General features: G+C 60.8%; 28 protein-coding genes. 14 read left to right on the top strand and 14 right to left on the bottom strand.

Translation table 11 applies throughout. The features are described from left to right. Window positions 1-5: 5 nt before the first annotated feature. Genes GO308_RS04405 through GO308_RS04395 form a run of 3 tightly spaced genes read right to left on the bottom strand, consistent with a single transcriptional unit; the run spans window position 6 to window position 4,092 of the window. The gene (locus GO308_RS04405) at window positions 6-671 is read right to left on the bottom strand and encodes a hypothetical protein (RefSeq protein WP_240884045.1); all 666 of its coding nucleotides are present in this window, start codon (window positions 669-671) and stop codon (window positions 6-8) included. Continuing rightward, window positions 671-3,808 carry an N-6 DNA methylase gene (locus GO308_RS04400; protein ID WP_240884042.1) on the bottom strand — a complete coding sequence of 1,046 codons (3,138 nt, stop codon included), beginning with the start codon at window positions 3,806-3,808 and terminating at the stop codon, window positions 671-673. Before GO308_RS04400 ends, GO308_RS04405 begins: the two co-directional genes overlap by 1 nt. Beyond that, on the bottom strand, window positions 3,805-4,092 hold the full coding sequence (locus GO308_RS04395) for a DNA-binding protein (RefSeq protein ID WP_072379958.1): 288 nt from the start codon (window positions 4,090-4,092) through the stop codon (window positions 3,805-3,807). Before GO308_RS04395 ends, GO308_RS04400 begins: the two co-directional genes overlap by 4 nt. Before the next feature lie 294 nt (window positions 4,093-4,386). Between GO308_RS04395 and trbB the strand changes: the two genes are divergently transcribed. The 11 genes from trbB (at window position 4,387) to GO308_RS04340 (ending at window position 13,916) form a co-directional block, all read left to right on the top strand. After that, complete coding sequence (gene trbB, locus GO308_RS04390; protein ID WP_072379960.1) at window positions 4,387-5,370, top strand: P-type conjugative transfer ATPase TrbB; 984 nt, start codon at window positions 4,387-4,389, stop codon at window positions 5,368-5,370. Further along, window positions 5,367-5,699, top strand: a complete 333-nt coding sequence (locus GO308_RS04385) for a TrbC/VirB2 family protein (protein ID WP_066528292.1) — start codon at window positions 5,367-5,369, stop codon at window positions 5,697-5,699. The genes trbB and GO308_RS04385 overlap by 4 nt, the downstream gene beginning before the upstream one ends. Further along, window positions 5,699-5,974, top strand: coding sequence for a VirB3 family type IV secretion system protein (locus tag GO308_RS04380; protein ID WP_066528291.1), 276 nt, complete (start codon window positions 5,699-5,701; stop codon window positions 5,972-5,974). The genes GO308_RS04385 and GO308_RS04380 overlap by 1 nt, the downstream gene beginning before the upstream one ends. Before the next feature lie 4 nt (window positions 5,975-5,978). Then, window positions 5,979-8,456: a conjugal transfer protein TrbE gene (gene trbE, locus GO308_RS04375; protein WP_066528290.1), complete on the top strand. Its 2,478-nt coding sequence runs from the start codon at window positions 5,979-5,981 to the stop codon at window positions 8,454-8,456. A gap of 5 nt (window positions 8,457-8,461) precedes the next feature. After that, window positions 8,462-9,220 (top strand): P-type conjugative transfer protein TrbJ, encoded by a 759-nt coding sequence (gene trbJ, locus GO308_RS04370; RefSeq protein WP_156442296.1) that lies wholly within the window; start codon window positions 8,462-8,464, stop codon window positions 9,218-9,220. 4 nt (window positions 9,221-9,224) lie between these two features. Beyond that, on the top strand, window positions 9,225-9,551 hold the full coding sequence (gene trbK-alt / locus GO308_RS04365; RefSeq protein WP_066528285.1) for a putative entry exclusion protein TrbK-alt: 327 nt from the start codon (window positions 9,225-9,227) through the stop codon (window positions 9,549-9,551). 1 nt (window position 9,552) lies between these two features. Beyond that, window positions 9,553-10,872 carry a P-type conjugative transfer protein TrbL gene (gene trbL, locus GO308_RS04360; RefSeq protein WP_066528283.1) on the top strand — a complete coding sequence of 440 codons (1,320 nt, stop codon included), beginning with the start codon at window positions 9,553-9,555 and terminating at the stop codon, window positions 10,870-10,872. A 5-nt stretch (window positions 10,873-10,877) separates the two neighbouring features. Next, window positions 10,878-11,561 (top strand): conjugal transfer protein TrbF, encoded by a 684-nt coding sequence (trbF, locus tag GO308_RS04355; protein ID WP_066528281.1) that lies wholly within the window; start codon window positions 10,878-10,880, stop codon window positions 11,559-11,561. Window positions 11,562-11,695: 134 nt separating this feature from the next. Then, window positions 11,696-12,523 (top strand): P-type conjugative transfer protein TrbG, encoded by an 828-nt coding sequence (trbG, locus tag GO308_RS04350; RefSeq protein WP_231726656.1) that lies wholly within the window; start codon window positions 11,696-11,698, stop codon window positions 12,521-12,523. Next, window positions 12,520-13,692: a TrbI/VirB10 family protein gene (locus GO308_RS04345; RefSeq protein ID WP_066528280.1), complete on the top strand. Its 1,173-nt coding sequence runs from the start codon at window positions 12,520-12,522 to the stop codon at window positions 13,690-13,692. The genes trbG and GO308_RS04345 overlap by 4 nt, the downstream gene beginning before the upstream one ends. Beyond that, the gene (locus tag GO308_RS04340) at window positions 13,689-13,916 is read left to right on the top strand and encodes a DUF2274 domain-containing protein (protein WP_066528277.1); all 228 of its coding nucleotides are present in this window, start codon (window positions 13,689-13,691) and stop codon (window positions 13,914-13,916) included. The genes GO308_RS04345 and GO308_RS04340 overlap by 4 nt, the downstream gene beginning before the upstream one ends. Here the strand turns inward: GO308_RS04340 and GO308_RS04335 are convergent. Next, a complete protein-coding gene (locus tag GO308_RS04335; protein ID WP_240884041.1) occupies window positions 13,904-14,797 on the bottom strand; it encodes a LysR family transcriptional regulator in 894 nt (297 codons plus the stop codon). The two genes, GO308_RS04340 and GO308_RS04335, sit on opposite strands and share 13 nt — an antisense overlap. Before the next feature lie 348 nt (window positions 14,798-15,145). Further along, window positions 15,146-16,087, bottom strand: a complete 942-nt coding sequence (locus tag GO308_RS04330; protein ID WP_082731125.1) for a helix-turn-helix domain-containing protein — start codon at window positions 16,085-16,087, stop codon at window positions 15,146-15,148. 101 nt (window positions 16,088-16,188) lie between these two features. Between GO308_RS04330 and GO308_RS04325 the strand changes: the two genes are divergently transcribed. Continuing rightward, entirely contained in the window at window positions 16,189-16,746 is a 558-nt protein-coding gene (locus tag GO308_RS04325) for a cytochrome P460 family protein (RefSeq protein WP_066528270.1), read from the top strand. 287 nt (window positions 16,747-17,033) lie between these two features. On the opposite strand, the gene GO308_RS04320 is transcribed toward GO308_RS04325, so the two are convergent. Next, entirely contained in the window at window positions 17,034-17,405 is a 372-nt protein-coding gene (locus tag GO308_RS04320) for a hypothetical protein (RefSeq protein ID WP_072378596.1), read from the bottom strand. A gap of 69 nt (window positions 17,406-17,474) precedes the next feature. Next, complete coding sequence (locus tag GO308_RS04315) at window positions 17,475-18,020, bottom strand: carboxymuconolactone decarboxylase family protein (RefSeq protein ID WP_072378598.1); 546 nt, start codon at window positions 18,018-18,020, stop codon at window positions 17,475-17,477. Window positions 18,021-18,115: 95 nt separating this feature from the next. Here GO308_RS04315 and GO308_RS04310 point away from each other — a divergent pair, with 95 nt between their 5' ends. After that, entirely contained in the window at window positions 18,116-18,928 is an 813-nt protein-coding gene (locus GO308_RS04310) for an AraC family transcriptional regulator (RefSeq protein ID WP_058456591.1), read from the top strand. A gap of 866 nt (window positions 18,929-19,794) precedes the next feature. Here the strand turns inward: GO308_RS04310 and GO308_RS04305 are convergent. The 5 genes from GO308_RS04305 to GO308_RS04285 all read right to left on the bottom strand — a co-directional run bounded on the left by GO308_RS04305 (window position 19,795) and on the right by GO308_RS04285 (window position 22,491). Continuing rightward, window positions 19,795-20,373, bottom strand: coding sequence for a uracil-DNA glycosylase family protein (locus GO308_RS04305; RefSeq protein WP_346768993.1), 579 nt, complete (start codon window positions 20,371-20,373; stop codon window positions 19,795-19,797). 31 nt (window positions 20,374-20,404) lie between these two features. Next, complete coding sequence (locus GO308_RS04300) at window positions 20,405-20,818, bottom strand: c-type cytochrome (RefSeq protein WP_147159410.1); 414 nt, start codon at window positions 20,816-20,818, stop codon at window positions 20,405-20,407. A gap of 1 nt (window position 20,819) precedes the next feature. After that, complete coding sequence (locus GO308_RS04295; protein WP_240884038.1) at window positions 20,820-21,413, bottom strand: ferritin-like domain-containing protein; 594 nt, start codon at window positions 21,411-21,413, stop codon at window positions 20,820-20,822. Window positions 21,414-21,500: 87 nt separating this feature from the next. Then, window positions 21,501-21,857 (bottom strand): nuclear transport factor 2 family protein, encoded by a 357-nt coding sequence (locus GO308_RS04290; RefSeq protein ID WP_066649008.1) that lies wholly within the window; start codon window positions 21,855-21,857, stop codon window positions 21,501-21,503. A gap of 112 nt (window positions 21,858-21,969) precedes the next feature. Continuing rightward, window positions 21,970-22,491 carry a carboxymuconolactone decarboxylase family protein gene (locus tag GO308_RS04285; RefSeq protein ID WP_240884036.1) on the bottom strand — a complete coding sequence of 174 codons (522 nt, stop codon included), beginning with the start codon at window positions 22,489-22,491 and terminating at the stop codon, window positions 21,970-21,972. 185 nt (window positions 22,492-22,676) lie between these two features. Between GO308_RS04285 and GO308_RS04280 the strand changes: the two genes are divergently transcribed. Next, on the top strand, window positions 22,677-23,612 hold the full coding sequence (locus GO308_RS04280) for an AraC family transcriptional regulator (protein ID WP_240884034.1): 936 nt from the start codon (window positions 22,677-22,679) through the stop codon (window positions 23,610-23,612). A 209-nt stretch (window positions 23,613-23,821) separates the two neighbouring features. Here the strand turns inward: GO308_RS04280 and GO308_RS04275 are convergent, their stop codons facing one another. Together GO308_RS04275 and GO308_RS04270 are read right to left on the bottom strand one after the other, a co-directional pair. Next, window positions 23,822-24,352 (bottom strand): hypothetical protein, encoded by a 531-nt coding sequence (locus GO308_RS04275; RefSeq protein ID WP_240884032.1) that lies wholly within the window; start codon window positions 24,350-24,352, stop codon window positions 23,822-23,824. Between the two features lie 392 nt (window positions 24,353-24,744). Beyond that, entirely contained in the window at window positions 24,745-25,989 is a 1,245-nt protein-coding gene (locus tag GO308_RS04270; protein WP_240884030.1) for an integrase arm-type DNA-binding domain-containing protein, read from the bottom strand. Window positions 25,990-26,102: the final 113 nt, after the last annotated feature.

The following is a 26,102-nucleotide window of genomic DNA, read 5'->3' as shown; positions in this document are numbered from 1 at the left end:
CGGCTTCAATGACTTCGATGCAAGGACGGAAATTCCAAAATTAAGTGATAGCACCAAAATTCGGGAGGATATGGCTTTCCAGCCGGTACGGTCCGCACATGCTTCGACCACCTATTCGTTTCCGTGGGCAAATCGGTCACCTCCTCAAGCGCAACTCCCAGCTTCCCGGCGATCGCTTTGAGCGCGTCATTAGGCGTCCCGGCCAGAAGATAGCCCAGCATTGCCCCCGATTCCGAAAACGGCGCGTATCGGCATGTCAGGTATTCGTCAGTCACGTCACGCACGTAAGCGGCCACGCTGCCCGGCGTCTCAAGCACCTTGGCTTCAAGCGGCCACATGATCCGTTCGTCGGCCCGAAGTACGAAGGCCAAGTCGTATTCGGGCGGTTGAGCGGGCGGGGCTCTCATCGTTTCACGCTCGAAGGGGCCGTGCTGGACGTAGAAGGGTTCATCCCCAGTCATCGCGTCTCTCACACGCGGTTCCAAGAGCTGGGTGATGCTTCTCTCCAAGTCCCGCCCGTCAATGGTCGGTTCGGACGTGACAAGATTTTCGTACGCTAGCCAAATGAATGCGAGAAATTGCCGTGCAGGATCTTTAACCCATGATCGTGCCAATTGGACGAAGGCAGGATCGACTGAGCGTGGCAAAGTCCCTGCTGCGGCGACAGACATCATTGAACCGCCTCGGGCCTCTCATCCGCTTCCCGCCCCCATGTAAACAGATCGAGAGCAACCTCGTCTGCGTCTTGCAGCCCGGTGCTACGGGTCCAGAACCGCTTCTGATCGGGCTTGATGATAAACACCGTAGGTATGCCGCTGCTCGCGTCGTAGATGCGAACGAAACGCTGATTGTAGATACCGCCGTCTTTGCCCTTTGAACCAAGATTCAGTTGGTGAAACTCGTTCAGCAGTTCTGCCGAACCAATCCTCTTCACATCGATTGACTCGGCGGATTCACCACCCAGCGTGAAGGCAATCAATCGATACGGCATGCGTTCTTTATCAGATTGAAAAATCGTCGCAGCGATCGGCTTGTCTGCACCGAAGCCCGCCTTCAGCGCCCTTATAAAGAAGCTGCAATAGGATCGGAGGTGCAATTCATCGCCATTGTGATCCGCGTTGGTGCTTTGTCTCCCGATCGACCGCTCACCTTCAAGAAAGTCGCTAAGCGTAAAGCCCATCATGTCCTCGATAAGCACGCGTTCAGCGTCCTTGAGGTTGAACAATTCAAACACGATTGGATCGATCTCCGCATGAGAGCGGACTTCACCGAGTTGGTCGGGAGCGCGCGGCGGCAGGGGCAGGCCGAGAAGCTCCGACTTCGACGGCTTGGGGATGAACACAAACCTGCCGCTCGTAAGTAGAAGAAAATATACAGCCAGATAGCTGTTGAAAACCAAGCAGGCCGCTTCAAGATCACTGCGGCAGGCTGAATGCAGGGAATAGTAGCTTTCGTTGCAGAGAAGTCCGGTTTGACGCGCAGAACGAGTCAACCGGGCATGAAAGCGACCACTCGGCTTATTCCAGCTCTGTTTTACGATAAGCTGCGGCCATGCAAAGGCCGCAACATCCGTAGAAGCACGGGAATCCACTGCTACATTGCCAAACCGAGGAAATCCCTCGACGTCTAAGAACGGAAACGTACTATCAAAGGGAAACATCCTATCGTTAAATATCTGCATATCTTTATACGCAGCGATGGTTTTTTTCCTATCGCCAAACTTCACGCCCTGCCGACTTACCAAGCCATCAATTTTTTCCACGGTCGGAAAAGTATTCAACTTATCGACGAGTTGAAGGTCGCGCCTCGTTCCCCACATCAGCTTTGACCATATCGCGGGATCTTCGATCGCCTCGGCGACTGTCAGCGTTTTGCGGTCTTGCGGCTCGATGACGATTGTGAACTCGTCCAGTAGAGGCACGGTGTGCTTGGGGCTGACGTAGCTTATGACGTCTTCCCGCGATGGCGCGGTTCGCTCAAGGATAGCGACGCAACAAGGCGATACCGATGTCTCTTTGGTATGCGTCTTTCGCTTGAAGACGCTAAACCGCAGCGCGGACAGGTTATAGATCTTCCGCACTCTGTGCTGGGAGAACAGCGCCTTCCGAAATTCTACTGCCGGACCGCTAATGTTGAATAGGAGCGAGTTTGCCGATTGTATCAAGGCAATCCTGCCTTCAGGCTTCGAAAGTACTGCGGCCTTCGCCAGAAACAGGCCGCCAATGTCATTGTTGGCAACCGGCCATTTGTGCGAGGGATCGCTCGCCCAGACCTTGGCGATATCGGTGATAACGCCGTCGCCCCAAGGGGCGTTGCCGATGACCAGATGATAGGACTGTTCATCGTCCTTTGACCGAAAGCCTTCATGGCTCTCATCAAAAAAGTCCGCGCAAATCAGCCTGCGCTGGCGCATCGTCGGAAATATCACTTGGGTCCAATAATGCCTCGGCTCTATCTCATCACACATCGCCAGGTATAGACTGAAACATGCCACGCGAACGGCGTGCGGATCGATATCAACACCGAATATGTTTCGCTCCAGCAAGCGCCGAAGAGTCTCCGCTCGAATTAGCTTGTCCGGATTCGCATTCCTCCACCGATGAACAAGCCGCTGGAAGGCTTTGACCAAAAAGACACCCGATCCGCATGAGGGATCGATGATCTTGAGATCCCATTCAGCACCATCCCACGGAAGAACTTCGTCAAGGACGAAATCGACAAGGTATGGTGGGGTGTAAAAAATGCCGTCGCGCGCAGCACGCTCCGTAACGAACGTCTCATAAATACTACTGATGAATTCGAGCGGGATGACGTCGAAAGCATATTGTGGCCAGAGACACATCTGCCGGGCAGGCATGTCCAGATCGCCCCGGATAAAATCCGCCAAGAGCGAAAGGTGTTTCGGTTTGACGACCTGCTTTTCGGTTGCCCAGCCAACTGCGCGCTCCTCCGCTGTTGCACCCTTACCGGGAAACAAGTCCCCATTGAATTTGGCATTGAGCCAGTCAAACAGGTGATAGGTGTCGGCATAATCGGAAAGCAGCCCGTGGAAAGAGTCATGCACCTTTGCAAGTACACCCTCCCGTTGCAGCCGGTGCAGGCTTGCAACGGTCAGCGCCGGGTTTCCATCCTGATCCTTCCGATCGAACAGGAACTGCACGAAAATAATCCGTGCGAGAAGGTCATGGCAAATATCGTCATTCGTTAGCCCCAGCTGTGAGAGCTGCCCACGAATGTGCCGTAGGTTACCAAGCAGCATCTGGTCGGCGCGACCATCGCGATCAAAGCGAGTCGAGTGTTCGGAAAAGAATGCGCCGGACACCAAGTTAATCCAATGCAGCGCCCGTGCAGCCTGCAACTCAAGGGCATGCGCGCTATCGGCGTGGAGTTCGTCCGCTCGCAGGTCGCGCACCAGGTAATCTTCGAGCGCGCGGTTCGGGTCGGGTGCCTCGCAGCAACTCCATACCCGCAACAGCGATGGCTCGATCGTGACCAGTATGGGGACATGAGAAAAGTTCCAACACAGCCGCTGTAGCTCCCTAAGACTGGCCTCGCTGGGACCGTTCCGGAACTCGGCAACGACAGCCAAAGGTGGTTCGGATGAACGTGCATCAGGATTGGCCATGAGGACCCCGACTCGGGTTTCATCGCCGTCGCACACCCTATGAAGCGCACGACCGATCTTGTTTCGAACTAGCGAAGCGAACACCGACGCGCCCGCTCCGGACGGATGCATAATGGCATCCGGCTCGGGCCAGCCAAGTACTTCATGCGTGCGATCAAGCGACAGAGCAGGACGGTCAGTCACGACAACTCCATCTGCGTTTGCGGATCACCACCGAATTTACCCTTTGTCGCGCTTCCGCGAGACTTTTTCTTGTTCACATCGACGCGATTGAAAACGGGATTGTAGGGGATACCATTGAGGCGAAGCTCAGCAAGGAGCGCCGCGATTATTCCGAGATGCGAGGACACCTCGCCGCGCTTCGAATAATTTGAAACGGAATTTGCCCTCATGCCCAACAGTGCGGCGAAGTCCCGGACGCTCAGACCCGCCTTTCCCAACTCTGATATGAAATCGTCATACGACATTTCGAACTTGGCAATCCTCATGTTTTTATGAGAATGGCACATAAAAAGATGAGTGTCTACCCGGTTCGCCACTCTGAACGAATGGCGAGTTACCGCGTTTGCGCTCCTAAAACCGGACAGTCAGCACAGTCCAACCTAGCGGTCATTTGAGGCTCTAACTACGCTAGCCTTTCTGCCTTTCCGCTACGATACGCCGCCCGCAACTCGCTGTTGCATTCACCCGCTTTGATGTCTCTTTGATCCGTCTCACGAGCGCAGCCGATGATCGGTTGCCTCGCCGACACGAGGCAATTTATGAGCGTGATCCCCATCCCGTCGCAAGCATCGTCGCGCGGAGCGCGTATGCTGCGCACTGCGCTCGGGCCGGAGATCGCCGTCTGGCTTGAAGATGCCTCGGTCATCGAGGTCATGCTCAATCCCGACGGGCGGCTCTGGATCGACCGGCTCGGAGCCGGGATCGCCGATACGGGAAGCGCGATGTGCGCTGCCGATGGCGAACGGATCATCCGCTTGGTGGCGCATCATGTCGGAGCCGAGGTTCATGCCAAGGCACCGCGCGTTTCGGCCGAGCTTCCCGATACGGGCGAGCGCTTCGAAGGTCTGCTGCCGCCGGTGGTGGCTGCGCCGAGCTTCGCGATCCGCAAGCCCGCTGTCGCGGTATTCACGCTCGCTGATTATGTCGCAGCGAAGATCATTTCTCCATGGCAGGCCGACGCGCTGGTTCGCGCCGTTGCGGCCCGAAAGAACATTCTGGTCGCTGGCGGCACGTCGACCGGCAAGACCACCCTCACCAACGCGCTCTTGGCCGAAGTTGCCAAGACCGACGACCGCGTGGTCCTGATCGAAGACACCCGCGAGCTGCAATGCGCCGCGCCCAATCTCGTCTCGCTGCGCACCAAAGACGGCGTGGTCACGCTCTCCGACCTGGTCCGCTCGGCCCTGCGGCTGCGGCCCGACCGAATCCCGATCGGCGAGGTGCGCGGTGCCGAAGCGCTCGACCTGCTCAAGGCCTGGGGCACCGGCCATCCCGGCGGCGTCGGCACGATCCACGCAGGATCCGCGCTTGGGGTCCTGCGGCGCATGGAGCAGCTGATCCAGGAAAGCGTCGTCACTGTGCCGCGCGCCCTGATCGCCGAGACCATCGACGTCATCGCTGTCCTTGTCCGCGACGGGACCGGACGGCGCCTTGCCGAACTCGCCGAGGTCACCGGCCTCGATGCCCACAGCGACTACACCATCCGCCCCATCACACCCCCAGCCACAGGAGTTTCATCGTGATCCAGACCCTATCGCGCGCCCGTGCCCGCCTCTCCGCTGCCATGCTCGGCAGCTTTGTTGCTCTTTCCATCGCGGGCCCTGCTCACGCGGCGGGTTCGTCGATGCCGTGGGAAGCGCCGCTCCAGTCGATCCTTGAATCCATCCAGGGGCCTGTCGCCAAGATCGTTGCGGTCATGATCATCATTGCGACTGGCCTGGCACTCGCTTTCGGCGACACCTCGGGCGGGGCGCGACGGATGATCCAGATTGTGTTCGGCCTGTCGATCGCCTTTGCCGCCTCCTCCTTCTTCCTGTCGTTCTTCTCGTTCGGCGGCGGGGCTCTCGTCTGATGGAGACCATGCCGCCGGAAGCCGTGCCGGGCTTTGTCGTACCGGTTCACCGCGCGCTGACCGAGCATATCCTGCTCGGCGGCGCACCGCGCGGGCTGGCGATCGCCAATGCGACGCTGGCCGCTGCGATTGGGCTGGGCCTGCGCCTGTGGATCGCCGGCGTGGTGATCTTTGCGCTCGGGCACATGGTCTCGGTCTGGGCGGCGCGGCGCGATCCGCAATTCGTCGATGTCGCGCGGCGGCATCTGCGCTTTCCCACTTTCCTGAGGGTCTGAGCCCATGCTCTCGCTTCGCGAATACCGGAACAAGGCCGACCGGCTTGCCGACTTCCTGCCCTGGGCCGCGCTGGTCGCACCCGGCGTGGTGCTCAACAAGGACGGCAGCTTCCAGCGCTCGGCCCGCTTTCGCGGTCCCGATCTCGACAGCGCGACGCCCGCAGAGCTGATCGCTACGACCGCGCGCCTGAACAGCGCGCTGCGGCGACTGGGTTCAGGCTGGGCCATTTTCGTTGAGGCGGTGCGCCGCCCGGCGCTGGATTACCCCGATAGCGACTTTCCCGATCCGGCCTCGGCGCTGGTCGAGCGCGAGCGCGCAGCGCAATTTGCCGAGGAAGGCGCCCATTTCGAGAGCCGCTATTTCCTGACCCTGTTGTGGATGCCGCCCGCCGAAGATGCGGCCCGCACCGAAAGCTGGCTCTACGAGGGCAAGGCCGAAAAGGGCATCAATCCCAAAGAACTGCTCGACCTCTTCGTCGACCGCACCGAGCGCCTGCTGCGTCTGATCGATGGCTTTGTGCCCGAGGTGGCATGGCTCGACGACGGTGAGACGCTGACCTACCTGCACAGCTGCGTCTCCACCCGCAGTCACCGCGTCCGCGTTCCCGAGATCCCGATGCATCTGGACGCGCTGCTGGCCGATGAGCCGCTGACCGGCGGGCTCGAGCCGCGCCTCGGTCGCGCGCATCTGCGCACGCTGACCGTGGTCGGCTTTCCCAGCAGCACCTTCCCGGGTCTGCTCGACGAGCTCAACCGGCTCGCCTTCGCCTATCGCTGGTCGACCCGCGCAGTGATGCTCGACAAGACCGATGCCACCAAACTGACCGCCAAGATCCGGCGGCAATGGTTCGCCAAGCGCAAGTCGGTCGCAAGCATCCTCAAGGAGGTGATGACCAACGAGGCTTCGACGCTGCTCGACAGCGATGCCTCGAACAAGGCCGCCGATGCCGATGCTGCGCTGCAGGAGCTCGGATCGGATTTTGTCGGCCAAGCCTATGTCACCGCCACCGTCACCGTCTGGGACGAGGATCCGGCGCTGGCAGCGGAGAAGCTGCGTCTGGTCGAGAAGGTCATCCAGGGCCGCGACTTCACCGTGATCGTCGAAGGCATGAACGCGGTAGAGGCCTGGCTCGGATCGCTTCCCGGCCATGTCTACGCCAATGTCCGGACACCGCCGATCTCCACGCTCAACCTCGCCCACATGATCCCCCTGTCGGCTGTGTGGGCCGGGCCGGAACGGGACGAACACTTCAACGCCGCCCCATTATTCTATGCGCGGACCGAAGGCTCGACCCCGTTCCGGTTTTCGCTTCATGTCGGCGATGTCGGGCATACGCTGATCGTCGGGCCGACCGGGGCAGGCAAGTCGGTGCTACTCGCGCTGATGGCGCTGCAGCTTCAGCGTTATGATCGCGCCCAGGTCTTTGCCTTCGACTTCGGCGGATCGATCCGTGCAGCGGCGCTGGCCTGCGGTGGGGACTGGCAGGACCTCGGCAACTCGTTGACGGGTTCCGGCCTGGCTGAGGACAGCAATGGCACGGTGCTCTTGCAACCGCTGGCGCGGATCGACGAACCGGCAGAGCGCAACTGGGCGGCCGAATGGCTTCAGGCGATCCTCACTGCCGAAGGCGTGACTATCGATCCCGCGACCAAGGAGCATCTCTGGTCGGCGCTGACTTCCCTCGCCACCGCTCCGATTGCCGAGCGCACGCTTACCGGGCTCGCTGTGCTCCTGCAGTCACAAGCATTGAAACAGGCCCTGACACCCTATTGCATTGGCGGGCCGTTCGGACGGCTGCTTGATGCCGAGAGCGAACATCTGGGGGAAGCCAGCTTTCAGGCCTTCGAGACCGAAGGGCTGACCGGCTCGGCCGCAGCCCCTGCCGTGCTCTCCTACCTGTTCCACCGCATCGAAGGCCGGCTCGACGGCTCGCCGACAATGATCATCATCGACGAGGGCTGGCTTGTCCTCGACAGCCCCGCCTTTGCCGCACAACTGCGCGAATGGCTCAAAACGCTGCGCAAGAAGAATGCGAGCGTGGTGTTTGCAACCCAGAGCCTCGCCGACATCGAAAGCTCGGCGATCGCTCCTGCCATCATCGAGAGCTGCCCTACCCGCATCTTCCTCCCCAACGAACGCGCGATTGAGCCGCAGATATTGGCAATCTATCGCCGCTTTGGCCTCAACGACCGGCAGATTGAGATCATCGCGCGGGCGGCGCCCAAGCGCGATTATTACTGCCAGTCGGCGCGCGGCAACCGATTGTTCGAACTTGGCCTTGGCGAGGTCGCGCTCGCCTTCACCGCCACCTCATCAAAGGCCGACCAGCTCGCGATCGATGCGATCACGGGCGTGCACGGCTGCGCTGACTTTGCTGCGCGCTGGCTGCGCCATCGCGGCCTCGCCTGGGCAGCCGAGCTGCTGCCCGCCCCCTCGCCCCTTCTCAAGCCCGGTCCGCGGTCGGACCAATCCCAGGAGTAGTGCCCATGAAAGCCCGTAAATTCGTCTCGATGCTTGCTGCCAGTGCCGCGGTTCTCTCGGTCAGCGTCGGCGCCATGCTGCCGACCGCTGCCAGGGCACAGATTGGCGGCGTGGTGTTCGACCCGCGCAACTATGCCCAGAACATCCTGACCGCCGCGCGCACGCTCGAGCAGATCAACAACCAGATCCGGCAGCTCCAGAACCAGGCGACCTCGCTCGTCAACGAAGCGCGCAACCTGCAATCGCTGCCACTGACCGTGCTCGAACCGCTGCAAGCGCAGATCCGGCAGACCCAGGCCTTGCTCGGACAGGCGCAGCGCGTGGCTTATGATGTTCGTCAGATCGAACGCGAGTTCCAGAACAACTATCGCGCGGGCGCGATGACGGGGCCGCAGCGCATGCTGGTCCAGGGCGCCGAAGCCCGGTGGCAGAACAGCCTCGGCGCCTTCGAGGATGCCCTACGGGTTCAGGCCGGCGTGGTCGGCAATATCGACGGCACGCGCGGCGCCATCGACAGCCTCGTTGGCTCAAGCCAGTCGGCAACCGGCGCGCTTCAGGCCGCGCAGGCTGGCAATCAGCTGCTGGCGGTGCAGGCGCAGCAGCTCGCGGACCTGACCGCTACGGTCGCCTCGCTCGCGCGGGCACAATCGCTCGACGCCGCTGCACAAGCGGCCGCCAAGGCGCAGGCCCGCGAACAGCTTCGCCGCTTCCTCGGCGATCGCCGGCCCTATGTCCCGGGCAATGCCCGGCTGTTCGGGAACTGAGGCGATGGACAGCAAGCTCTTTGCGCGGATTGGGGCCGGCGCCTTCGTCGCCATTGCCATCACCATGGCCGTGCTCGAACTGCGCGAAGAGCCTGCGCCGCCGCCACGCGATGTCATCGCTGCGGCACATGAAGCCGGAGACGATGCAAAGGCCACCCTCGCCTATTGCGCAGCGCTCGGCCTTGAGGCGGCATCGGTCGATATCTGCACCGCAGCCTGGGCAGCCGAACGCCGCCGGTTCCTGGGGCAGGCCGAGCGTGATGCGGCGGTCGTGCCCCCTGTGACTGACAACAGCGGGGATGCCGCCCTCGATATGACGGGGGATCGCTAACATGGGTGGCACCGCCGTCGTCGACCGCTTCCTCGACATCTTCTCGCGCTACATCGACAGCGGGTTCGGCCTTTTGGGCGGCGAGGTCGCCTTCATCGCAACCACGCTCATCGTCATTGATGTCACACTGGCAGCGCTGTTCTGGTCATGGGGCGAGCAGGGCGACATTCTTGCCCGCCTGGTCAAGAAGACGCTCTTTGTCGGCATCTTTGCCTACATCATCGGCAACTGGAACAGCCTCGCGCGCATCGTGTTCGAAAGTTTCGCCGGGCTTGGCCTCAAGGCCAGTGGCACCGGGTTTACAGCGGCCGAACTGCTGCAGCCGGGCCGGGTCGCGCAAGTGGGGCTCGATGCCGCCTATCCTTTGCTGGAGTCGATCTCCGAACTGCTCGGCTTTGTCAGCTTCTTCGAGAATTTCCTGCAGATCGTGATCCTGCTGGTCGCTTGGGCGATCGTCATCATCGCCTTCTTCATCCTGTCGATCCAGCTGTTCATCACCCTCATCGAGTTCAAGCTGGCAACGCTCTGCGGCTTCGTGCTGATCCCGTTCGGGCTGTTCGGCAAGACCGCCTTCATGGCCGAGCGCGTGCTTGGCCATGTCGTCTCGTCGGGCATCAAGGTGCTGGTGCTTGCGGTGATCGTTGGCATCGGCTCGACCATCTTTTCCGAGTTCACTACCGCTATCGCGGGCGAACCCACGATTGAAGACGCGCTGTCGATCGTGCTGGCAAGCTTGGCGCTGCTCGGCCTCGGCATTTTTGGCCCCGGGATCGCTAATGGCATCGTCTCGGGCGGGCCGCAGCTTGGCGCAGGCGCCGCAGCCGGCACCGCGCTGCTCGCGGGCGGCGCTGCCGCCGGTGCCGTTGCCGGAGCAAAACTGGCGGGCGGCGCGGTGGCCAGTGCTGCCTCCAATGTCGCGCAAGGCACGTCGCGCGCTGCAGGCGGCGCGACCATGGCCTACGCTCTCGGCTCTGCAGGCAAGTCGGGCGGCGCAGCGGTCGCAGGCGGCGCGCGTGCCGTCGGCGAATATGCTGCCAGCGCTGCAACATCGCCGCTGCGCAAGGCCGGTGACGGCGTGAAGCAATCCTTCCGCGAAGGCAGCCGCGACGCCATCACCAAGACCGGCGGCAGCATCACACCCGGACCTAACACGCCGCCGCCCCCGTCGCCCGCAGCTGCCGATCAGGGCCAGCCTGCCTGGGCCAAGGCGATGAAGGACCGGCAGACGATCTCCCATGGCGCGAGCATCGCCGCGCACACGCTCAAATCGGGCGACAGCCACGGCGGCGGCGCCTCGGTCGACACCTCAGAAAAGGACTGACACACATGTTCCGACGACCCTCGATCCGCTATGGCAAGACCCCCGAACCAGAAACGCCCTACCACCGCGCAGCGCAGGTATGGGACGAGCGCATCGGCTCGGCGCGGGTGCAGGCGCGAAGCTGGCGCTATGCCTTTTTCGGCGCGCTCGGCCTGTCCGCTTGTCTCACTGCGGGGATCGTCTGGCAAGGCTCTCAGGGTTCGATCATTCCCTGGGTGGTGCAGGTCGACAAGCTTGGCGAAGCACAGGCTGTCGCCCCTGCGGTCAGCGACTTTGACCCAAGCGACCCGCAGATCGCATTCCACCTGGCACGCTTCATCGAGCAGGTGCGCAGCATTCCCGACGATCCGATCATTGTCCGCCAGAACTGGCTGCGCGCCTATGACTTTGTCACCGATCGCGGCGCATTGGTGCTCAACGATTATGCCCGGACCAACGATCCCTTCGCGGCTGTAGGCCGCGAACAGGTCGGGATAGATGTCACCAGCGTCATCCGCGCCTCGCCGATCAGCTTCCGCGTTGCCTGGGTCGAACGCCGCTACCGCGATGGCAGCCTCGCCGAGACCAGTCGCTGGACCGCGATCCTGACGATCACCGTTCAGACCCCGCGCACCCCCGATGCCCTGCGCAAGAATCCGCTCGGCATCTTCGTCAATGCCATCAACTGGTCAAAGGAACTTGGCTCATGATCTCGCCCATTCCCGGTCGCCTTGCAGTGACCCTCTTTTCCGTCCTGCTTGGAACAACTGCCTGTCCGGCTTCAGCACAGATGGTGTCAGCAGAGTTGGCGCCAGTGGTCGTCGAGGCGGCGACCACCGCAACAATGCAGACGCAATCCGAACCGCGGCGAGTCCCCTCCCGCGCCGCGCGCCGCTCCCAGCCATCTGCCCCCAGGGACCGGGTGGGAGCGGCAAACGCCGCCGCGCGCGTGCAGCCCGAGGGCGAGCAGTTCATCAACGCGATCCAGAACTATGCCTGGGCTCCCGGCGCGCTCTATCAGGTCTATGCCGCGCCGGGACAGGTGACCGACATTGCGCTGCAGGAAGGCGAGCAGCTGGTTGGCGCCGGACCTGTCGCTGCGGGCGATACCGTGCGCTGGCTGATCGGCGACACCGTAAGCGGGCGCGGGGCCAATGCGCGGGTCCACATTCTGGTCAAGCCGGTCCGCTCCGACATCACCACCAACCTTGTCATCAACACCGACCGCCGCACCTATCACATCGAGCTGCGTGCCAATCCGTCGGTCTACATGGCGTCGGTCTCCTGGACCTATCCGCAGGACGAGTTGATCGCCTTGCAACAGGCGCAGGAAGCCGAGGCGCGCGCGGCACCAATTGCTGCCAGTATTCCGGTCGAGGCGCTCAATTTTGGCTATCGCCTGTTGGGCGATCGGCCCTCCTGGCGACCGGTGCGCGTGTTCGATGACGGGCGGCAGACCTTTATCGAGTTTCCCGAAAGCGTGGAGCAAGGTCAGATGCCGCCGCTGTTCGGGCTTGGCGAGGGCAATCAGGCCGAGCTCCTCAACTACCGCGTGTCCGGCCGCTTTATGATCGTCGACCGGCTGCTCGAGCGCGCCGAACTGCGCCTTGGCGACCGCCGTTCGCAGCAGCGCGTCGAGATCCGCAAGGAACGCCGGAGGTCGCCGTCATGAGCGACGAAGCTGCTCCAACGCCAGAAGAGGCGGTCAAGCTGCGCGGCGATCCGCCGCGCGTCATGCGGCTGTCGCGCAAGGCCATCGGCATCGCGTCGGCTTGCGGCTTTGCCCTTGTCGGCGGTGCGCTGATCTATGCCCTGCAGCCCGCGAGCCAGGCCGAGCGCGAGGAGCTGCTCAACACCGAAGGCGCGGCGCAGCCCGACGCATTGGCCGATGCCCCTCGCGACTATGGTGATGTCCCCAAGCTGGGCCCGCCCCTGCCCGGCGATCTCGGCGCGCCGATCCTGGCGGCACAACAGCGCGGGGATGTCGCCGAGCTTCCGCCGATCGGCGCTGCGCCGCCCACTGGCCCTGCGCCAACGCCTGCGCAAACGGCAGCCGAGACGGAACGCCAGCGGCTGCTGCAGGAACGCAGCGCCGCTCGCGAAAGCCGCCTGTTCTTTGGTGGCGGTGCGGGAGCAGCTGCTGTCGGTGACGGATCGGAAGTTGCCGATGCCGGCGGTGGGCCGCCGGTGCCCCAGCTCGCTGCCGAGGCGCCGCGCCCTGCTTTTGCCGACCGCCCCGCCGAGCGCCGGACGGTATCAGCCAGTCGGATCGAGCCGCCAGCGGGCACCCATGTCTTGCAGGCGGGCAGCATCATTCCTGCAGCACTCATCACCGGGATCCGCTCTGATCTTCCAGGTCAGGTCACCGCGCAGGTGACCGAACCTGTCCATGACAGCGTCACCGGCCGCATCCTGCTCATCCCCCAAGGGTCTCGGCTGATCGGCGACTATAATGCCGACGTGTCCTTCGGACAGCGCCGGGTGCAGCTCGCATGGAACCGGCTGATCCTGCCCGATGGCCGGTCGATCGTGCTCGAACGCCAACCCGGCGGCGACCCATCCGGCTTTGCCGGGCTGCAGGACGGCGTGGACTTTCATTGGGGCGGCGTTCTGCGGGCCGCGCTGGTCTCGACCCTGCTGGGTGTTGGCGGCGAGCTTGGCGCGGGCAATGACGACAATCTCACCCGCGCGCTGCGCCGAGGCTCGCAGGACAGCATCGGCCGCGCGGGCGAACAGGTCGTCAGCCGCGAGCTCGATGTGCGGCCAACATTGACGATCCGTCCGGGTTTTCCCGTGCGCGTACTCGTGACCCGTGATCTGATATTGGGAGACGAGTCATGACCCGATTGAAATTGGCCGACCTGGCCGACGAAAAGCCGGTCAAGGTAACCATCGAGCTCTCGTCCCGACTTCACCGCGAACTGCTCTCCTATGGCTTGGCGATCAACGGCGGCGATACCAAAGATGCTCCCACACCCGAGCGGCTGATCCCGCCGATGATCGAGCGCTTCATCGCGACCGACCGGTCCTTCGCCAGATTGCGGCGCTCGGGTCAGGCCGGGTAGCGTTCGCTGAGCAGTTCAAAGAACCGCTTCAGCGTTGGGTTGTCGTTATCCTCGCGCCAGTAGAACGCATAGTCGAGCCGCGCAGGGCCGCCCTGATCCATGATCTCGAGGAACGTCAGTTCCGGCCATTGCACCCCGATCGAGGCTTCGGTGGCAAGCGTGACGTACCGCCCGAACGGGACCGTGCTCAGAACACTTTCGAGGCTTGTGTCTTGCACGATCAGGTGGGCACGATAGCCCTGATCTGACAATCGACGCTTCAGATTGCGGGCCATGGCGGGCCCCACGCCTTGGCTGGGCAGCACGAGAACCTGTCGGCGCAAATCACTCCAGTGAATCCGGTCTGATGTGGCCAATTGATGGTCTTTCGGCAACGCAACAAGCAATCGCTCCGACCATGCCGAGCGCCGCGAGATGCCGGCGTCGTGCGCGTCCGATGGCATCAGCGCGACGTCGATGATCCGGGCCTTCAGATCGCTGAGCATCCGCTCGGGATCGGCTTCGATCCCGTCAAACTGAATATCGGGGTGACGCCGCATATATTCGCCAATGGTCGCGCGCATATTGCCGGCCATCAGGGACGCAGAAAAGCCGACCGCGATCCTGCCTTCCTCGCCATAGCTGACCGCGCGGGCTGTCGTCTGAAGATTGTCGATATCGGTGAGAATGCGCCGGGCAACACTGAGGAACGCCTTGCCTTGTTCGGTCGGTATTGCGCCGCGCGTGCTGCGTTCGAAGAGCTTGATCCCGAGGCGCGCTTCCAGGGCGGCTATTCGTCTGCTCAAGGTCGATTGCTTGATGCGCATTGCTTCGGCGGCGCGTGAGAAATTCTGGGCATCGGCGGTGGCTACCGCAAATCTGAGCTGACGCACTTCGATCATAAGGCTTTGCGACCCTTATCTTTATCCCCGTGCTTCGCGCTATCACCAAAAGCCCGAAGCCCCTAGGTTCCTTTATCCAAGCTACATCGAGCGACGAACAACCGCTGCGCGATGCTATGGCGCGGCCCGATTGAATTATGGGAGCACAACGCAACCGCTTATGTTACATCAGGCCATTACTTCACAATTTCATACGGATCTTCATTTGTTGAGACGAGCGACTAGGCGAACACCTATGTTCGCGTTTCGCCACAATTTTTTTTCAACATTTACATTATATGCCTCCGCCAAAATGAATAAAACAACACGTTAGCCGCAAGAGATTTATCTGTGCGGAGATCAAGCGCCTCATTCTTCGGCGCTCGCCTGATATGCCGCCGGGTTAACGCCGAAACGCGTGGTAAAGGCACGCGAAAAACTGCTTGGGCTCGCATAGCCCACGCCGCGCGCGACTTGCTCGACGGATGCGCGGCTACGCAGCAACCGGTCTGCCGCAGCGAGCAAGCGCAGTTCGCGCAGCACTGTGGCGGGAGGGTGTCCGAACGACGCCTGGAACCGCTTAATGAAGGCCGACCGACTTAAGCATGCCAGCTGCGCCAGGGACATCACACTGTGTGCCGCACCGGGCTCATGCACCATGGCGCTGAAGGCACGCATCACCTGCTCATCGCTAACCAGATCAAGCGCACCAAGCCAACTCTGCTGTTCGGCGAGCCCGCGGCGCAACAGTATCACCAAAACCTGGCGCAGCATCGCTGCGGCCATAGTCCGGCCGCCCGTGTTGTTCCCACTGAGTTCGGTGCGGATCAATGGCATCAGACTGCCGACACTATCTTTGCCGGAATGCTCCACCACCGGTGCATCAAGCGCACCGAATAAGTCGCGATCGCCAGCCTGTATTGCACGGAAATGGCCGCAGACGATCTTCAGCGCTGGCTCGTCACTTCCTGCCTGCCAGCGCTTCAGTGTGGGTTGTCCAAGGTCGATGGTTACCGCGACCACACCTCCACAACCTGTCCGTGCCTCTGGAGTAGACCGCGCCTGGATGCGGTAAGGGGTGTCCCGCGGGGTAACAAGCAGCGTTTCCGGGCCGAAGGGAACAGGCGCGCCCGACCCTAACACCAGTTCACCTTCGCCATGCAACACATAGTGAAGACCTGATGCCGGGGTGGCTGAAAAGGCCAACGCCCAAGCGGGGGCAATGAAGCATTCGGAAAAAGCGATCGGCTCGACACGCAGTTGATCGAACAGCGCATCAAGGTCGATTCGCGACAAGAGACGTTTGGACAAGAGAAAGAGCCCTTCTGCACAAATATTTGATCTACATGGCTTTCATCATGAAGAGACAAGCATTGCGTTAGCGAATGCCTACGTCAACAGGGAGATATCTCATGCACATTCCGAAGGGTTCGCTGCTGTTTGCAGCCTCGGCGCTTTTGTTGGCCGGGTGTAGCGAGGCGACCGAAACGAGAGCGGAAAATAGCGGCGCTGACGCCGCAGGCACCTTGCGCGTACCTGCCGATTATCGTGATACCTATCAATATCTCGGCACTTGGGCTGTGGCGGCCGATGGCACACCCGGATCAAAGGAGATGCATATCGTCTATGCCTCGCCCGGTGCTGCAGCCGGGCATCGCGCTACCGGCACGTTCGCGGACGGCACGACGCTAGTAAAAGAGGTGTTCGAGGCGACGACGGGACCAATGACAACGGGCACTGTCAGCCATACGAAAGCCTTGAAAGGCTGGTTCGTTATGGTGAAGGACAGCAAGAACAGCCATCCCGACAACAAGTTGTGGGGCGACGGCTGGGGCTGGGCATGGTTTGATCAGGGCGCCCCGACCAAGACGAAATCGACCGATTACAAGACCGATTGTCTGACTTGCCACTTGCCAGCCAATGCGACTGACTCGATTTATGTCGATGGCTATCCGGTGCTCAAGAAATAAGCGGAGCGGTGCCTCTGTTGGGATCCGCACACCGCCTCGCCTTGCGACAAGCGGGCCCGCTTTCACGGGCTCAACGCTGTTGGCTGATTCTGCAAAGGTCAGAATAGTGAGGAATTGAGTTCCGTACCCGTAATTTTTCTGCCGACTAAATCATGGCGCTGAGGGCGTTGGGCTATGGCTCAGGTCGTGGAGCGCCAAACTCCAGACGTGGCAAACCCTGCATGCCGTGATCGGGGCATGCAGGGTGGCATTGTTGATAACAACTCTTGTGTCCTTGATAGACGTGCTCAGGCAGCGGCGTTCTTTCGGCCTGATTGGTTGGCTCGCGAGGTACAGGTAACCACCGCGATCACGCCAGCTGCCATAACCGGGTAGTAGATCGAAGCCAGAGCGGTGAAGCCAAGCAAGAATGGCGCGGCAATGAAGGCTACTCCTGCGGCAAGATCGAGCAACAAGTGTGCATCGAACGACACCAGCTTGACCGCACCGAATGCATAGTCAGTGAGCAGGCTGTAGGCAATCAAGCCCGCCCCACCGGCAACAGAGAGCCAAAGCTCAATACCCTCAAAGCCGAGCAGGAATGGCAGCGCAATAAGGGCGGCAGCGGCGACATAGTCAAGCACGCCATGCAGCGCAGGGGTAAGGAATTGCAGTTTCATGGCAAGGGTTCCCTATGGAAGTGGTTGAGGAGCGGGCCGATGTCCTGCACCGGCCCGCACGCATTATGATCAGGCCGCAACCGCCACATCGACGACCGGGAAATCGATCTTGGTCTGGGCGACGTTGTTCATGAAGTTGGTCAGAACATTGTGCGCGACGTTACCGACGATTTCGACGATGCGGGCGTCGTCGAGGCCAGCAAGGCGGGCTGCTGACAGATCGCTGTCGGTCACGTGACCGCGTGTTTCAACGATGCGCAAGGCAAGCGTCGCGATCGCATCGTCGAGGGGATCTTGGCCCTTGCCCAGACGGGCGGCGCGGATAGCCTCTGGCGAAAGGCCGGCACCTTTCCCGAGCAGCGTGTGCGCCGACAGACAATAGTGGCAGCTGTTGTACTGGGCGACGGCAAGCGCAACGATTTCGCGCTGTGCAGCGGTCAGCACACCACTTCCCAGTGCATCTGCGAAGGCGAGGTTGCCATTCAACACGGCAGGAGCATGAGCGAAGGTCGCAAAAAGGTTCGGGACCATGCCAATCTTCGCCTTAACAGCGCCGAGGGTGGCCTGGACGCCGGTGTCGGCAGTGGCGAGTTCTACGGGGTTGATGCGGGGCATTTGCGTTTCCTCTGTTGGTCAGTGCGGGCTTGCACAACGCCTCTATCGGCTGTTATCGGTGCAGATTGGTGCCAACTTCATTGCAGATCGTTCACATGGACATCTTTGCCGCTCTCTTTGCCCACACTGCCCCGAGCGCCCGGACATTCTTTACCGGCAACTTGTGTACGACCGCGCAATTTGCCGATTGCGGCTACCTCCACCTTCTCAAGAGCGGCGCGTTGACGCTGAGCCGATCTGGCGAGGCCGATCTCATTCTGAACGAACCAACGCTGCTCTTCTTCCCGCGCGGACAGGCGCATCGGTTCACTGGCGCTGCGGAAGGCGGGGCTGATCTGGTCTGCGCGAAGGTCGATCTGGGCGGCGATAATGGCAACCCGATTGGCGAAGGACTGCCCGACCTTGTCATCCTGCCGCTGGCCGAGAACCCGACGCTGGGGCCCGCCTGCGATCTTCTGCTTGTCGAAGGATTTGGCGACAATAATGGGCGTCAGGCCGCCATCGACCATTTGTTCGACTATCTCTTGATCCTGGTAGTGCGTCATGTTGTCGCCAGTGGCCTGGTGAATGATGGTGTGCTGGGCGGCCTTGCCGATCCGCGATTGGCCAAGGCGCTGACGGCGATGCACGAACAGCCAAGGCATTCGTGGACTCTTGATGATCTGGCAGAGGTGGCCGGCATGTCGCGCACCCGTTTTGCCACGCATTTTCGCGCCTGCGTTGGGCGGACGCCGATCGACTATCTGACCCGGTGGCGAATGACGATTGCGCGTGACCTTCTTGCCGCAGGCAAGCCGGTCAAGACCGTGGCCGACAGCGTCGGATATGATAGTGCCGCAGCCTTCTCACGGGTGTTCGCTCGCGTCACGGGCGAAGCACCGCGCCAAGTGAAGCAGAGATTAAGGTAACATGATCAGTTGGTAGACATGGATGCGGCAGTGAACGCGTGACCGCCTGGACATGGATCGCGCGGCGGCATGGCTGAATGCTGGGCTAGGATGCAAGCTGCGGTACCCAACACCAGCATTGCGCGCGCGTTCGATTGAGCGAGCACCTTCCGCCTTGGCCGATCAGTATCGCTGATAGGACCGCATGCCGGAAAGACGGATCGAACTAGGACATAAATGGGGATCATTGGATATGGCGCTCAGACGGGACGGAGGCGCGTTATGACCCCGAATGGTGCATCGCTGGGCTCGAAAACATTGCTGTGCGTCCCAATCAGGGCACATTGCACTGTGCGTTGACGCCGTGAACCTAGCCAACCGGCTTTGCCAAATCCAACTCAACAGCCGGTACCTGCTCCATCGTCGCCTTCCTGTCTGACTTATTCGCAGAAGATCCCGTAAAGTGGAGACCCCTCCACCACATTAAATGGGCCCTTTTCCGACCGCTTGTCACTTGCCCATTGGCGGTCGCCTCACTTTGAAAGCCACGGCAACTATGGACGGTAGACACGACTGCATTGGTATGACCTGTTCGATAGCCTCGCGGACGCGGCACCCTGCTGGAAATGAACCCGTCGCCCGACAGCAAACCTGTTTGATCGCCTGCTATCACCGCCGACACACCGGAATGATGCAGCCGTCTTGGTCAACCCAGCGCCAATAACACCGATCCCAGTCATCGCCACTAATTGGAACGACCCGCCAGCCCAGCCCTTCCGCATGGGTAGCCCGCCACCGAACCGAGAAGCCCTCGTTCGCCAAATTGCCCCACGAGGGGATCCAAGCGCCTACCAATGGCCTGGCGGTCGCCTAAAACACTGACAAGCCTACTCGTGTGGGACAGTGCCTATTCGCATTCCAATTGCATCGCGCAACATTGGCAGGACGTTGTGCTCGAACCATGGGTTACGTTTCATCCAGCCCATACTGCGCCATGATGGATGCGGAAGCGGAAAGTAGTGCGGCAGGTACTGGTGAAATTTACCAACACGTTCAGTCAGCGAATGTTTTTTGGCCTCGACCAAGTAACGCTGCTGTGCATAGCTGCCAACGAGCAGCGTCAATCGCGCGGGTGGAAGCACGGCCATGACGCGATCATGCCACATTGGTGCACATTCGAGGTGCGGCGGCAAATCGCCACTGTTGCCGGTGCCGGGATAGCAAAAGCCCATCGGCACAAGTGCGACCTGCACGGGATCGTAAAAAATATCGGGCGTAAGCCCCGTCCACTCGCGCAGCCGCTCGCCGCTTGCGTCATCCCAGGCAATGCCGCTCTCATGGACGCGCGCGCCGGGCGCCTGACCGATGATGACAATTGTGGAGGTTACGCTGAACTGAACGATCGGGCGCGGTCCGGCTGGCAGATGCTCAGCGCACAGGGTGCACGCTTGAATGTCTTCCAGCAAGCAATCGGATGATCTCATAACAGGCGTCCCGCTACCTCCGATCCACGGACGAGTTTGCGGCAAGATAAGCAATAATGTCGCGCCGTTGCGCGGCGTCGGAGACAGTCGAAAACATTTTCGAGCCTGGCGCCATTTTTTGAGGTCCCTGCAGCCATAAATCGATCCGCGCCGGCGTCCAAACGCCAGTCAATTTCTTGAGTGCCGGAGAATAAGCATAGCCTGGTACCGTTGCGATCCGACGTCCAATGAGACCACGGTGCGCCGGGCCGATACGGTTTGCCTCGATGGAATGGCATCCGCCACATTTTGCTTGATAAAGCGCCTGGCCATTTGCGAGATTGGCCACCGCTTGCGCCGGCGCGGCGGTGGGGACAAACACCAGTCCGGCCCCGGCCAGGATCGCGCAAACCGCGACCCCGGCCTCGATGCGTTTGCGATTTGCCATATCAGCCAAACAGATACGCAGATTTGGGCATCGCGCCGCCCGCCGCGTTGTTGAGAATGGCCCAGTGAACCGCTTCGTCTGTGCTGAGTTGCGCGAAGAGATGTGCCAGCTTGTGGTCCTGCAACGCAGCGATCTGGCCGACATAGGCGTTCGTCGCGCCCTGTTCGAGGCCGGCAGCAAACTTAATGACATCGCCTTCGGACTTGAGCGCGCCGATGTTAAGTGCCGAAATATACTCGGCATCGGTCTTGGGTTCGACAGGCTTTGCACCAGCCGTCGCGATCAGCTTGGCAAGTGAATCGCGGTGCCCCTCGTGATGGCCGAGGAAAACCAGTGCAACGTCGAGCACGCCCTTGCTGAGCAGCCCGCTTCCACCGGCAATGCGATAGGCAGCGATACCTTCATGTTCAAGTGCAAGAGCACCCTGCATCACGCCAACATCTGAGCTGTCGGTATCGCCGCGGCGCGCAATCTTGCGTGGCGCGGCCAGCAACGGTGCGTCAAGGGTGGCGAGCCCAAGCCCAGCAGCGGCAATTCCAGCTGAACGGAACAGGGCACGGCGGGACTGGATGGCAACTTCATTTTCATTGGACATGAGATTTCCCTCTGTTGGAGTAGTAAATTACCCTCGCGCTGTGCGCCGGGATTCAAGTCGAAACGGAGCCAATCGGGTCGCCCGAGATCAGGCCTGGGTGTAGTATTTTTCTGAGACGATCTTGCCGTCCTGCCAGGTGCGCACGAGCGTTTCGTGCCAGATGATCGGGCTGCCATCACCGGCCGTCATCTTGAACGTCCATTCGCTCGCCGAGAAATTGTCCCCGACGGCCTGGCCGTGCAACGTCGCGCTTTCGAAGCTCTTCAGGCTCGCGAAAAAGCCTTCAAGATGTGCGCGCTCTGCGTCCTTCGACGTGCGGCTTGCGCCATCGGGTTCGATGAATACGCAATTGTCGGCATAGTACTGGTCGATCGACTCAAGGATTCTGCCCTGAGCGGTGAGCGCGTTTGATGCGCTTTCGGCAGCTTCTATTGGATTGGTCATTGGCTTTTCCTTCGGATTGAATGTGATTGAAGACTGAGTTGGGCCGGTTCGCTGGGGGCGGCGAACCGGCCCGTTCGGGTCGCCTAAACAAACAAGGCGCTCCGCGAACGCATCAGCGGGAGATCATTTTCGGTCCCCGCGATATGGTTGAAGTAGTTCGTGAAAATGCTGAGTGTGATGTTCGCGACAGTCTCGACACCGGCCTCATGATCGAAACCGGCGTGGTGAGCGTTGCGAGTTGAGCTGCCGTTGTCTGGCCACGTAGGCGAACGACTTCGCATGTGACGCCCGACAGAGCGGCGGTCTTGGGATATGACGATCTGCCAATCAAATTCCTGGCCATTTCGTCGGACGAAAGACCTGCTCCCTTGCCGCGTCCCGTATGCACCGAAGCGCAATAATCGCACACATTGGCACCGGCGACAGCGAGCGCAATCTGCTTGCGGTTCACATTTGACAGGCTTCGTGCGGCGAGTGCTCCGGCAACTCCAAGATAACTACTGCGCCCGGCCGGTGATTGCGCCATGGTGGCAAGAATATTGGGCAAGCCGCCGGTCTGTTTCTTGACCGCATTTAGCAGGTCTTGGGTTTTCGACGGCGCAGACGCGGCATCAGTCTGGGGAATGGTCTCCACGACGAATCTCCGTGCAGTTCCTGGCGAAGGGTTAGCAAGTCCGTCGACGCTTGATTGCGCGTCGGTGGGAGGTAACGCAATGCGGTGGTGTCATTTTGCGACTTCTGGTCAATTCGTTGGGATGACCTGCAACGTTTCGCGAATAGTCTTGTGGACTTAACGAGCGCCGGTGCTAAGCAACCAGCATGACCGATGTACTCAGCGACGTGCTCGACACAGTAGCACTGAAAGCCACAATTTTCTTTCGCACCGATTTTTACCCGGCGTTTAATATCGCCGTCCCTAGCTACAGGCGTGCAGCGCGCTTTCACCTAGTGGTACAAGGGACGTGCTACGTCACCCTCGCCGATGGGACGCGCACAAAGTTGCGAGCTGGCGATCTTGCCCTTGTTCCCGGCGGCGCTGGCCATTTGCTGTCGAGCAGCGAAACCGTTGAAGGGCAACCGCTTGGCGATGTCATACAGCAAGCAGGCTTCACCGGCTCGGGGCCGTTCATCGTCGGGAGCGGCGAAGCCGGCGAATCCTGCCAAATGGTATGCGGCCATTTCTCCTTTGCCGATGGTGCAGACCACCCGTTGCTACGTTCGATACCGGACTTGTTGCATGTTACCGCAGCGGACCGTGCATCACGGCCAATGCTTGACGACGTTCTGCGCCTGCTTGTGCGCCGCATGTTTGAGGGCGAACCGGGAGCCACAGCTAGCGTCAGCCGCCTGTCCGAGGTGCTGTTCATCGAGGCGATACACGCCGGCATCGCGCAGGCGCCCGAAATCAGCCGTTTGATTTCCGCTGTCTACGACCCTCAGATCGGCAAGGCACTCAGCCTCATTCACGGTGATGTCGCCCATGGATGGACTGTCGAAAGCCTAGCGGCGGCCGTGGGGATGTCGCGCAGCCGCTTTGCCGAGCGCTTTCGCGAGCTGGTTGGCAGTGGCCCGATGGCCTATATAGTGGACTGGAGGCTTCAGCGTGCGCTCAACCTACTCGCGGAAAGCAATGTCCCGATAAAGACGGTTGCCAATCGCGTTGGCTATCGCTCGGCTGCCGCTTTCACGCGCGCGTTTTCAGAGCGCTTCGGCTGTTCGCCCAAAGAGCGAAGGATGAGCAGCAACGCAGCGTAGAAGTGGCGAAGCCATCGCGGTCGACCGCATAAACTAATGCTTGCTCTTGCTTAATCAACTCGTCGAGCCTGTTCATGACTTTTAGAATATTGATGTATTTTCCCGAATTCAAACTATTGATAGGCGATCTAATCAGCCGGTGACGAAAGATACGGCAAATGCTGCATCTGAGCAATAGGGTGGTGCATGGGCGTCAGACCTGAATACGCCTAGGGTCCCGCATCCTCGAGCAATTCCAGTCGCCGCGTGAAGTTATCAGGCTCCCCGTCATGCAACTCGAGAAAGCGATTGGCCTCTTTGACAATCCGCGCCTCAACCACCGCTTCGCGCTCGATTTTTGCCTGGGCGTGGAGCCACTCGGTGACTTCCAGCCAATCCCAGAGAGGACTGTTGGAGGTGACGCGCGCAACCGGATTGGGGAAGCCCGAGCCACGTTCCGCCTTGGTGTAAAGCGAGATCGCCTGACGGGTGAGGCCAGAACGCTCGGCAATGTCACTGAGGTTCACCAGATAATCCGGCTCGACCCGTTCGATCTTGGCACCCGTTTTGAGCATATCCTTATAAGCGGTTGCGAAAGCTTTGGAAAATGACACAGCTTTACGGGCGAACTCGGCGATGATCACGCCCTTCTGGAACGAAAGCGTCGCGTCGTCGCAACCGGCCTCGAAGAAGCGGTCTTCGTAGCCGTCCGCCTCGGGATCGAGGCCGGAGGCGACAATGGTAAACTCATGCGTCTTCATCTCACTCACTCCGCTTGCCCGTGCGGGCACCGCGCCACATCCCGTCGTATAGCCTTGGCATGGTTCTCCGCATTGCGCGGCGTGCTCCACACCGAGACCATGCAACCGTCCCGGTCAGCCCAAGCGCAGTAGAGCCGCCCCCAGGCGTGGCCACTGATCGGAACGACCCGCCAGCCCAGCGTTTCCGCATGGGCAACAGCCGCTTCAATCTCCTTGTTCGGATGGCGTGGCCTAGCCATTCAACCGACTTCCTTATCGTCTATCTGTTGACAAATGTCAACGGTATTTGCGGTACCGCTTTTGTTGCACTGCCGTGCTGCTCCGCTACGTTCGTCACGGGCCGAGAGGCGAAGCAAGCCATGCTCTGGAATCAGACCCTGCGTCTCATTGGCCTATGTCGACAGGAGGGACCGCAACTTCGCGTCCCAAGCATCGAGAGCGGTGCGCTTCTCATCGTCATATCTGTAGCGGTTGTAGATCCCCGCGACCCCTGCCCTTGTTCCGCTGATATGGTTGAGCACGCTTTCTGTAACTTCGACGGGAACCCGCAGCGACTGAAGATGGGTTGCGCCGGTCCTGCGAATATCGTGCAACCGCCAGTTCGGAACCTCCACCTGGTCGGGGTCTCCACCTTCTTCGATCTGCTTCGCTTTCAGATAGGCGACCATGTCCTTGTGGAGCGCTGCTCGCCCCTTGAAGAAGCCCGATACGGGGGTCGTGCCTGTGGTGGTGAACACGAGGCCCTTCCGCTTCGGACCCAGCAGCTGCAGCTCTGCGAGCGCGAGGCTCGTCAGCGGTATGACGTGCTCCTGATCATTCTTTGCGCGATCGGCCGGCAAGGTCCAACGACGTGCATCGAGGTCGATTTCGGACCAGTCCATCTCGGCAACTTCCTGGCGCCGTTGCATGGTCAGGATCAGCATCCGCACAAAAGGCCCCCACGGCCATCCGGAATTCTCGGTCGCCCTCCACAAGGCGACGATCTCCTCGTCACTCAGCACCCGGCGGCGCGACGGGACGGCCTTTGGCGCTTTCATCCCGGCCAACGGCGAGACATCGATATCCTGCCGGTCGGTCGCCCAATTGAACAACTTGCGCAGGAGCGAGTGGATCTCCTTGCGCCGCGCCGGGCGATCGGAATACTCGTCCAACACCTTCACGATATCGGCGCGGGTGATCTCATGGACGGGTCGGTTGCCCCAGCGTGGAATAAAAACGTTGTTGATCGTGCATTGCGCCGAACCCCACGTCCCCCGCCAGTTCGGCTTGAGATAGAGCTCCACGAACCTCTCGCTGTAGGTCCGAAAGTTCAACGTCTCTTTTTTCCGCTTTGCTTCACGCTTGGCTTCGACCGGATCGATCCCCTGATAGACCTGGACCAGCAGCCGCTCGGCTTCCTTGCGCGCAGTGGCAGGCGTCCATGGACTGCCGACAGGCCCGATGGTCTTGCGGCGGGCTGGCCCGCCATCGACCCGATACTGGAACACAAAGGACTGTGCTCCTCTTGGCGTGATGCGAAGTCCGAAGCCCTTCAGCCGGGGGTCCCACACGTAAATGTCGCGGTGCGGGTCCGGTTTGACTGACTGGATTGTTCGCAGTGTGATTGACTGATTCGGCATGATCTGGCGCTCGTCCACGTAATCGCCACGTAATCAGATGTCGGGATTACGCTGGCGTAGCGAAGGGTAATCCACGGCGGATTTATTCCAACCGTTTCAAGCCTTTGAGCGTAGTCTGGCGTAGTATTGGA

The organism is Sphingomonas sp. SFZ2018-12, assembly GCF_022496715.1.
GTDB lineage: Bacteria > Pseudomonadota > Alphaproteobacteria > Sphingomonadales > Sphingomonadaceae > Sphingomonas.
Note: the sequence above shows the minus strand (reverse complement) of the source record. Positions and strands in the feature narration are given on the sequence as shown.

Bases quoted from the DNA above. Each gene is read 5' to 3' on its own strand.
- GO308_RS04325 (WP_066528270.1), top strand. From the start codon at position 16,189: ATGCACATTCCGAAGGGTTCGCTGCTGTTTGCAGCCTCGGCGCTTTTG.
- GO308_RS04290 (WP_066649008.1), bottom strand. From the start codon at position 21,857: ATGACCAATCCAATAGAAGCTGCCGAAAGCGCATCAAACGCGCTCACC.
- GO308_RS04275 (WP_240884032.1), bottom strand. From the start codon at position 24,352: ATGAAGACGCATGAGTTTACCATTGTCGCCTCCGGCCTCGATCCCGAG.
- GO308_RS04340 (WP_066528277.1), top strand. From the start codon at position 13,689: ATGACCCGATTGAAATTGGCCGACCTGGCCGACGAAAAGCCGGTCAAG.
- GO308_RS04395 (WP_072379958.1), bottom strand. From the start codon at position 4,092: ATGTCGTATGACGATTTCATATCAGAGTTGGGAAAGGCGGGTCTGAGC.
- GO308_RS04335 (WP_240884041.1), bottom strand. From the start codon at position 14,797: ATGATCGAAGTGCGTCAGCTCAGATTTGCGGTAGCCACCGCCGATGCC.
- GO308_RS04295 (WP_240884038.1), bottom strand. From the start codon at position 21,413: ATGTCCAATGAAAATGAAGTTGCCATCCAGTCCCGCCGTGCCCTGTTC.
- GO308_RS04320 (WP_072378596.1), bottom strand. From the start codon at position 17,405: ATGAAACTGCAATTCCTTACCCCTGCGCTGCATGGCGTGCTTGACTAT.
- GO308_RS04310 (WP_058456591.1), top strand. From the start codon at position 18,116: ATGGACATCTTTGCCGCTCTCTTTGCCCACACTGCCCCGAGCGCCCGG.
- GO308_RS04405 (WP_240884045.1), bottom strand. From the start codon at position 671: ATGTCTGTCGCCGCAGCAGGGACTTTGCCACGCTCAGTCGATCCTGCC.
- GO308_RS04315 (WP_072378598.1), bottom strand. From the start codon at position 18,020: ATGCCCCGCATCAACCCCGTAGAACTCGCCACTGCCGACACCGGCGTC.
- GO308_RS04345 (WP_066528280.1), top strand. From the start codon at position 12,520: ATGAGCGACGAAGCTGCTCCAACGCCAGAAGAGGCGGTCAAGCTGCGC.
- trbE (WP_066528290.1), top strand. From the start codon at position 5,979: ATGCTCTCGCTTCGCGAATACCGGAACAAGGCCGACCGGCTTGCCGAC.
- trbJ (WP_156442296.1), top strand. From the start codon at position 8,462: ATGAAAGCCCGTAAATTCGTCTCGATGCTTGCTGCCAGTGCCGCGGTT.
- trbG (WP_231726656.1), top strand. From the start codon at position 11,696: ATGCAGACGCAATCCGAACCGCGGCGAGTCCCCTCCCGCGCCGCGCGC.
- trbL (WP_066528283.1), top strand. From the start codon at position 9,553: ATGGGTGGCACCGCCGTCGTCGACCGCTTCCTCGACATCTTCTCGCGC.
- trbK-alt (WP_066528285.1), top strand. From the start codon at position 9,225: ATGGACAGCAAGCTCTTTGCGCGGATTGGGGCCGGCGCCTTCGTCGCC.
- GO308_RS04300 (WP_147159410.1), bottom strand. From the start codon at position 20,818: ATGGCAAATCGCAAACGCATCGAGGCCGGGGTCGCGGTTTGCGCGATC.
- trbB (WP_072379960.1), top strand. From the start codon at position 4,387: ATGAGCGTGATCCCCATCCCGTCGCAAGCATCGTCGCGCGGAGCGCGT.
- GO308_RS04280 (WP_240884034.1), top strand. From the start codon at position 22,677: ATGACCGATGTACTCAGCGACGTGCTCGACACAGTAGCACTGAAAGCC.
- trbF (WP_066528281.1), top strand. From the start codon at position 10,878: ATGTTCCGACGACCCTCGATCCGCTATGGCAAGACCCCCGAACCAGAA.
- GO308_RS04380 (WP_066528291.1), top strand. From the start codon at position 5,699: ATGGAGACCATGCCGCCGGAAGCCGTGCCGGGCTTTGTCGTACCGGTT.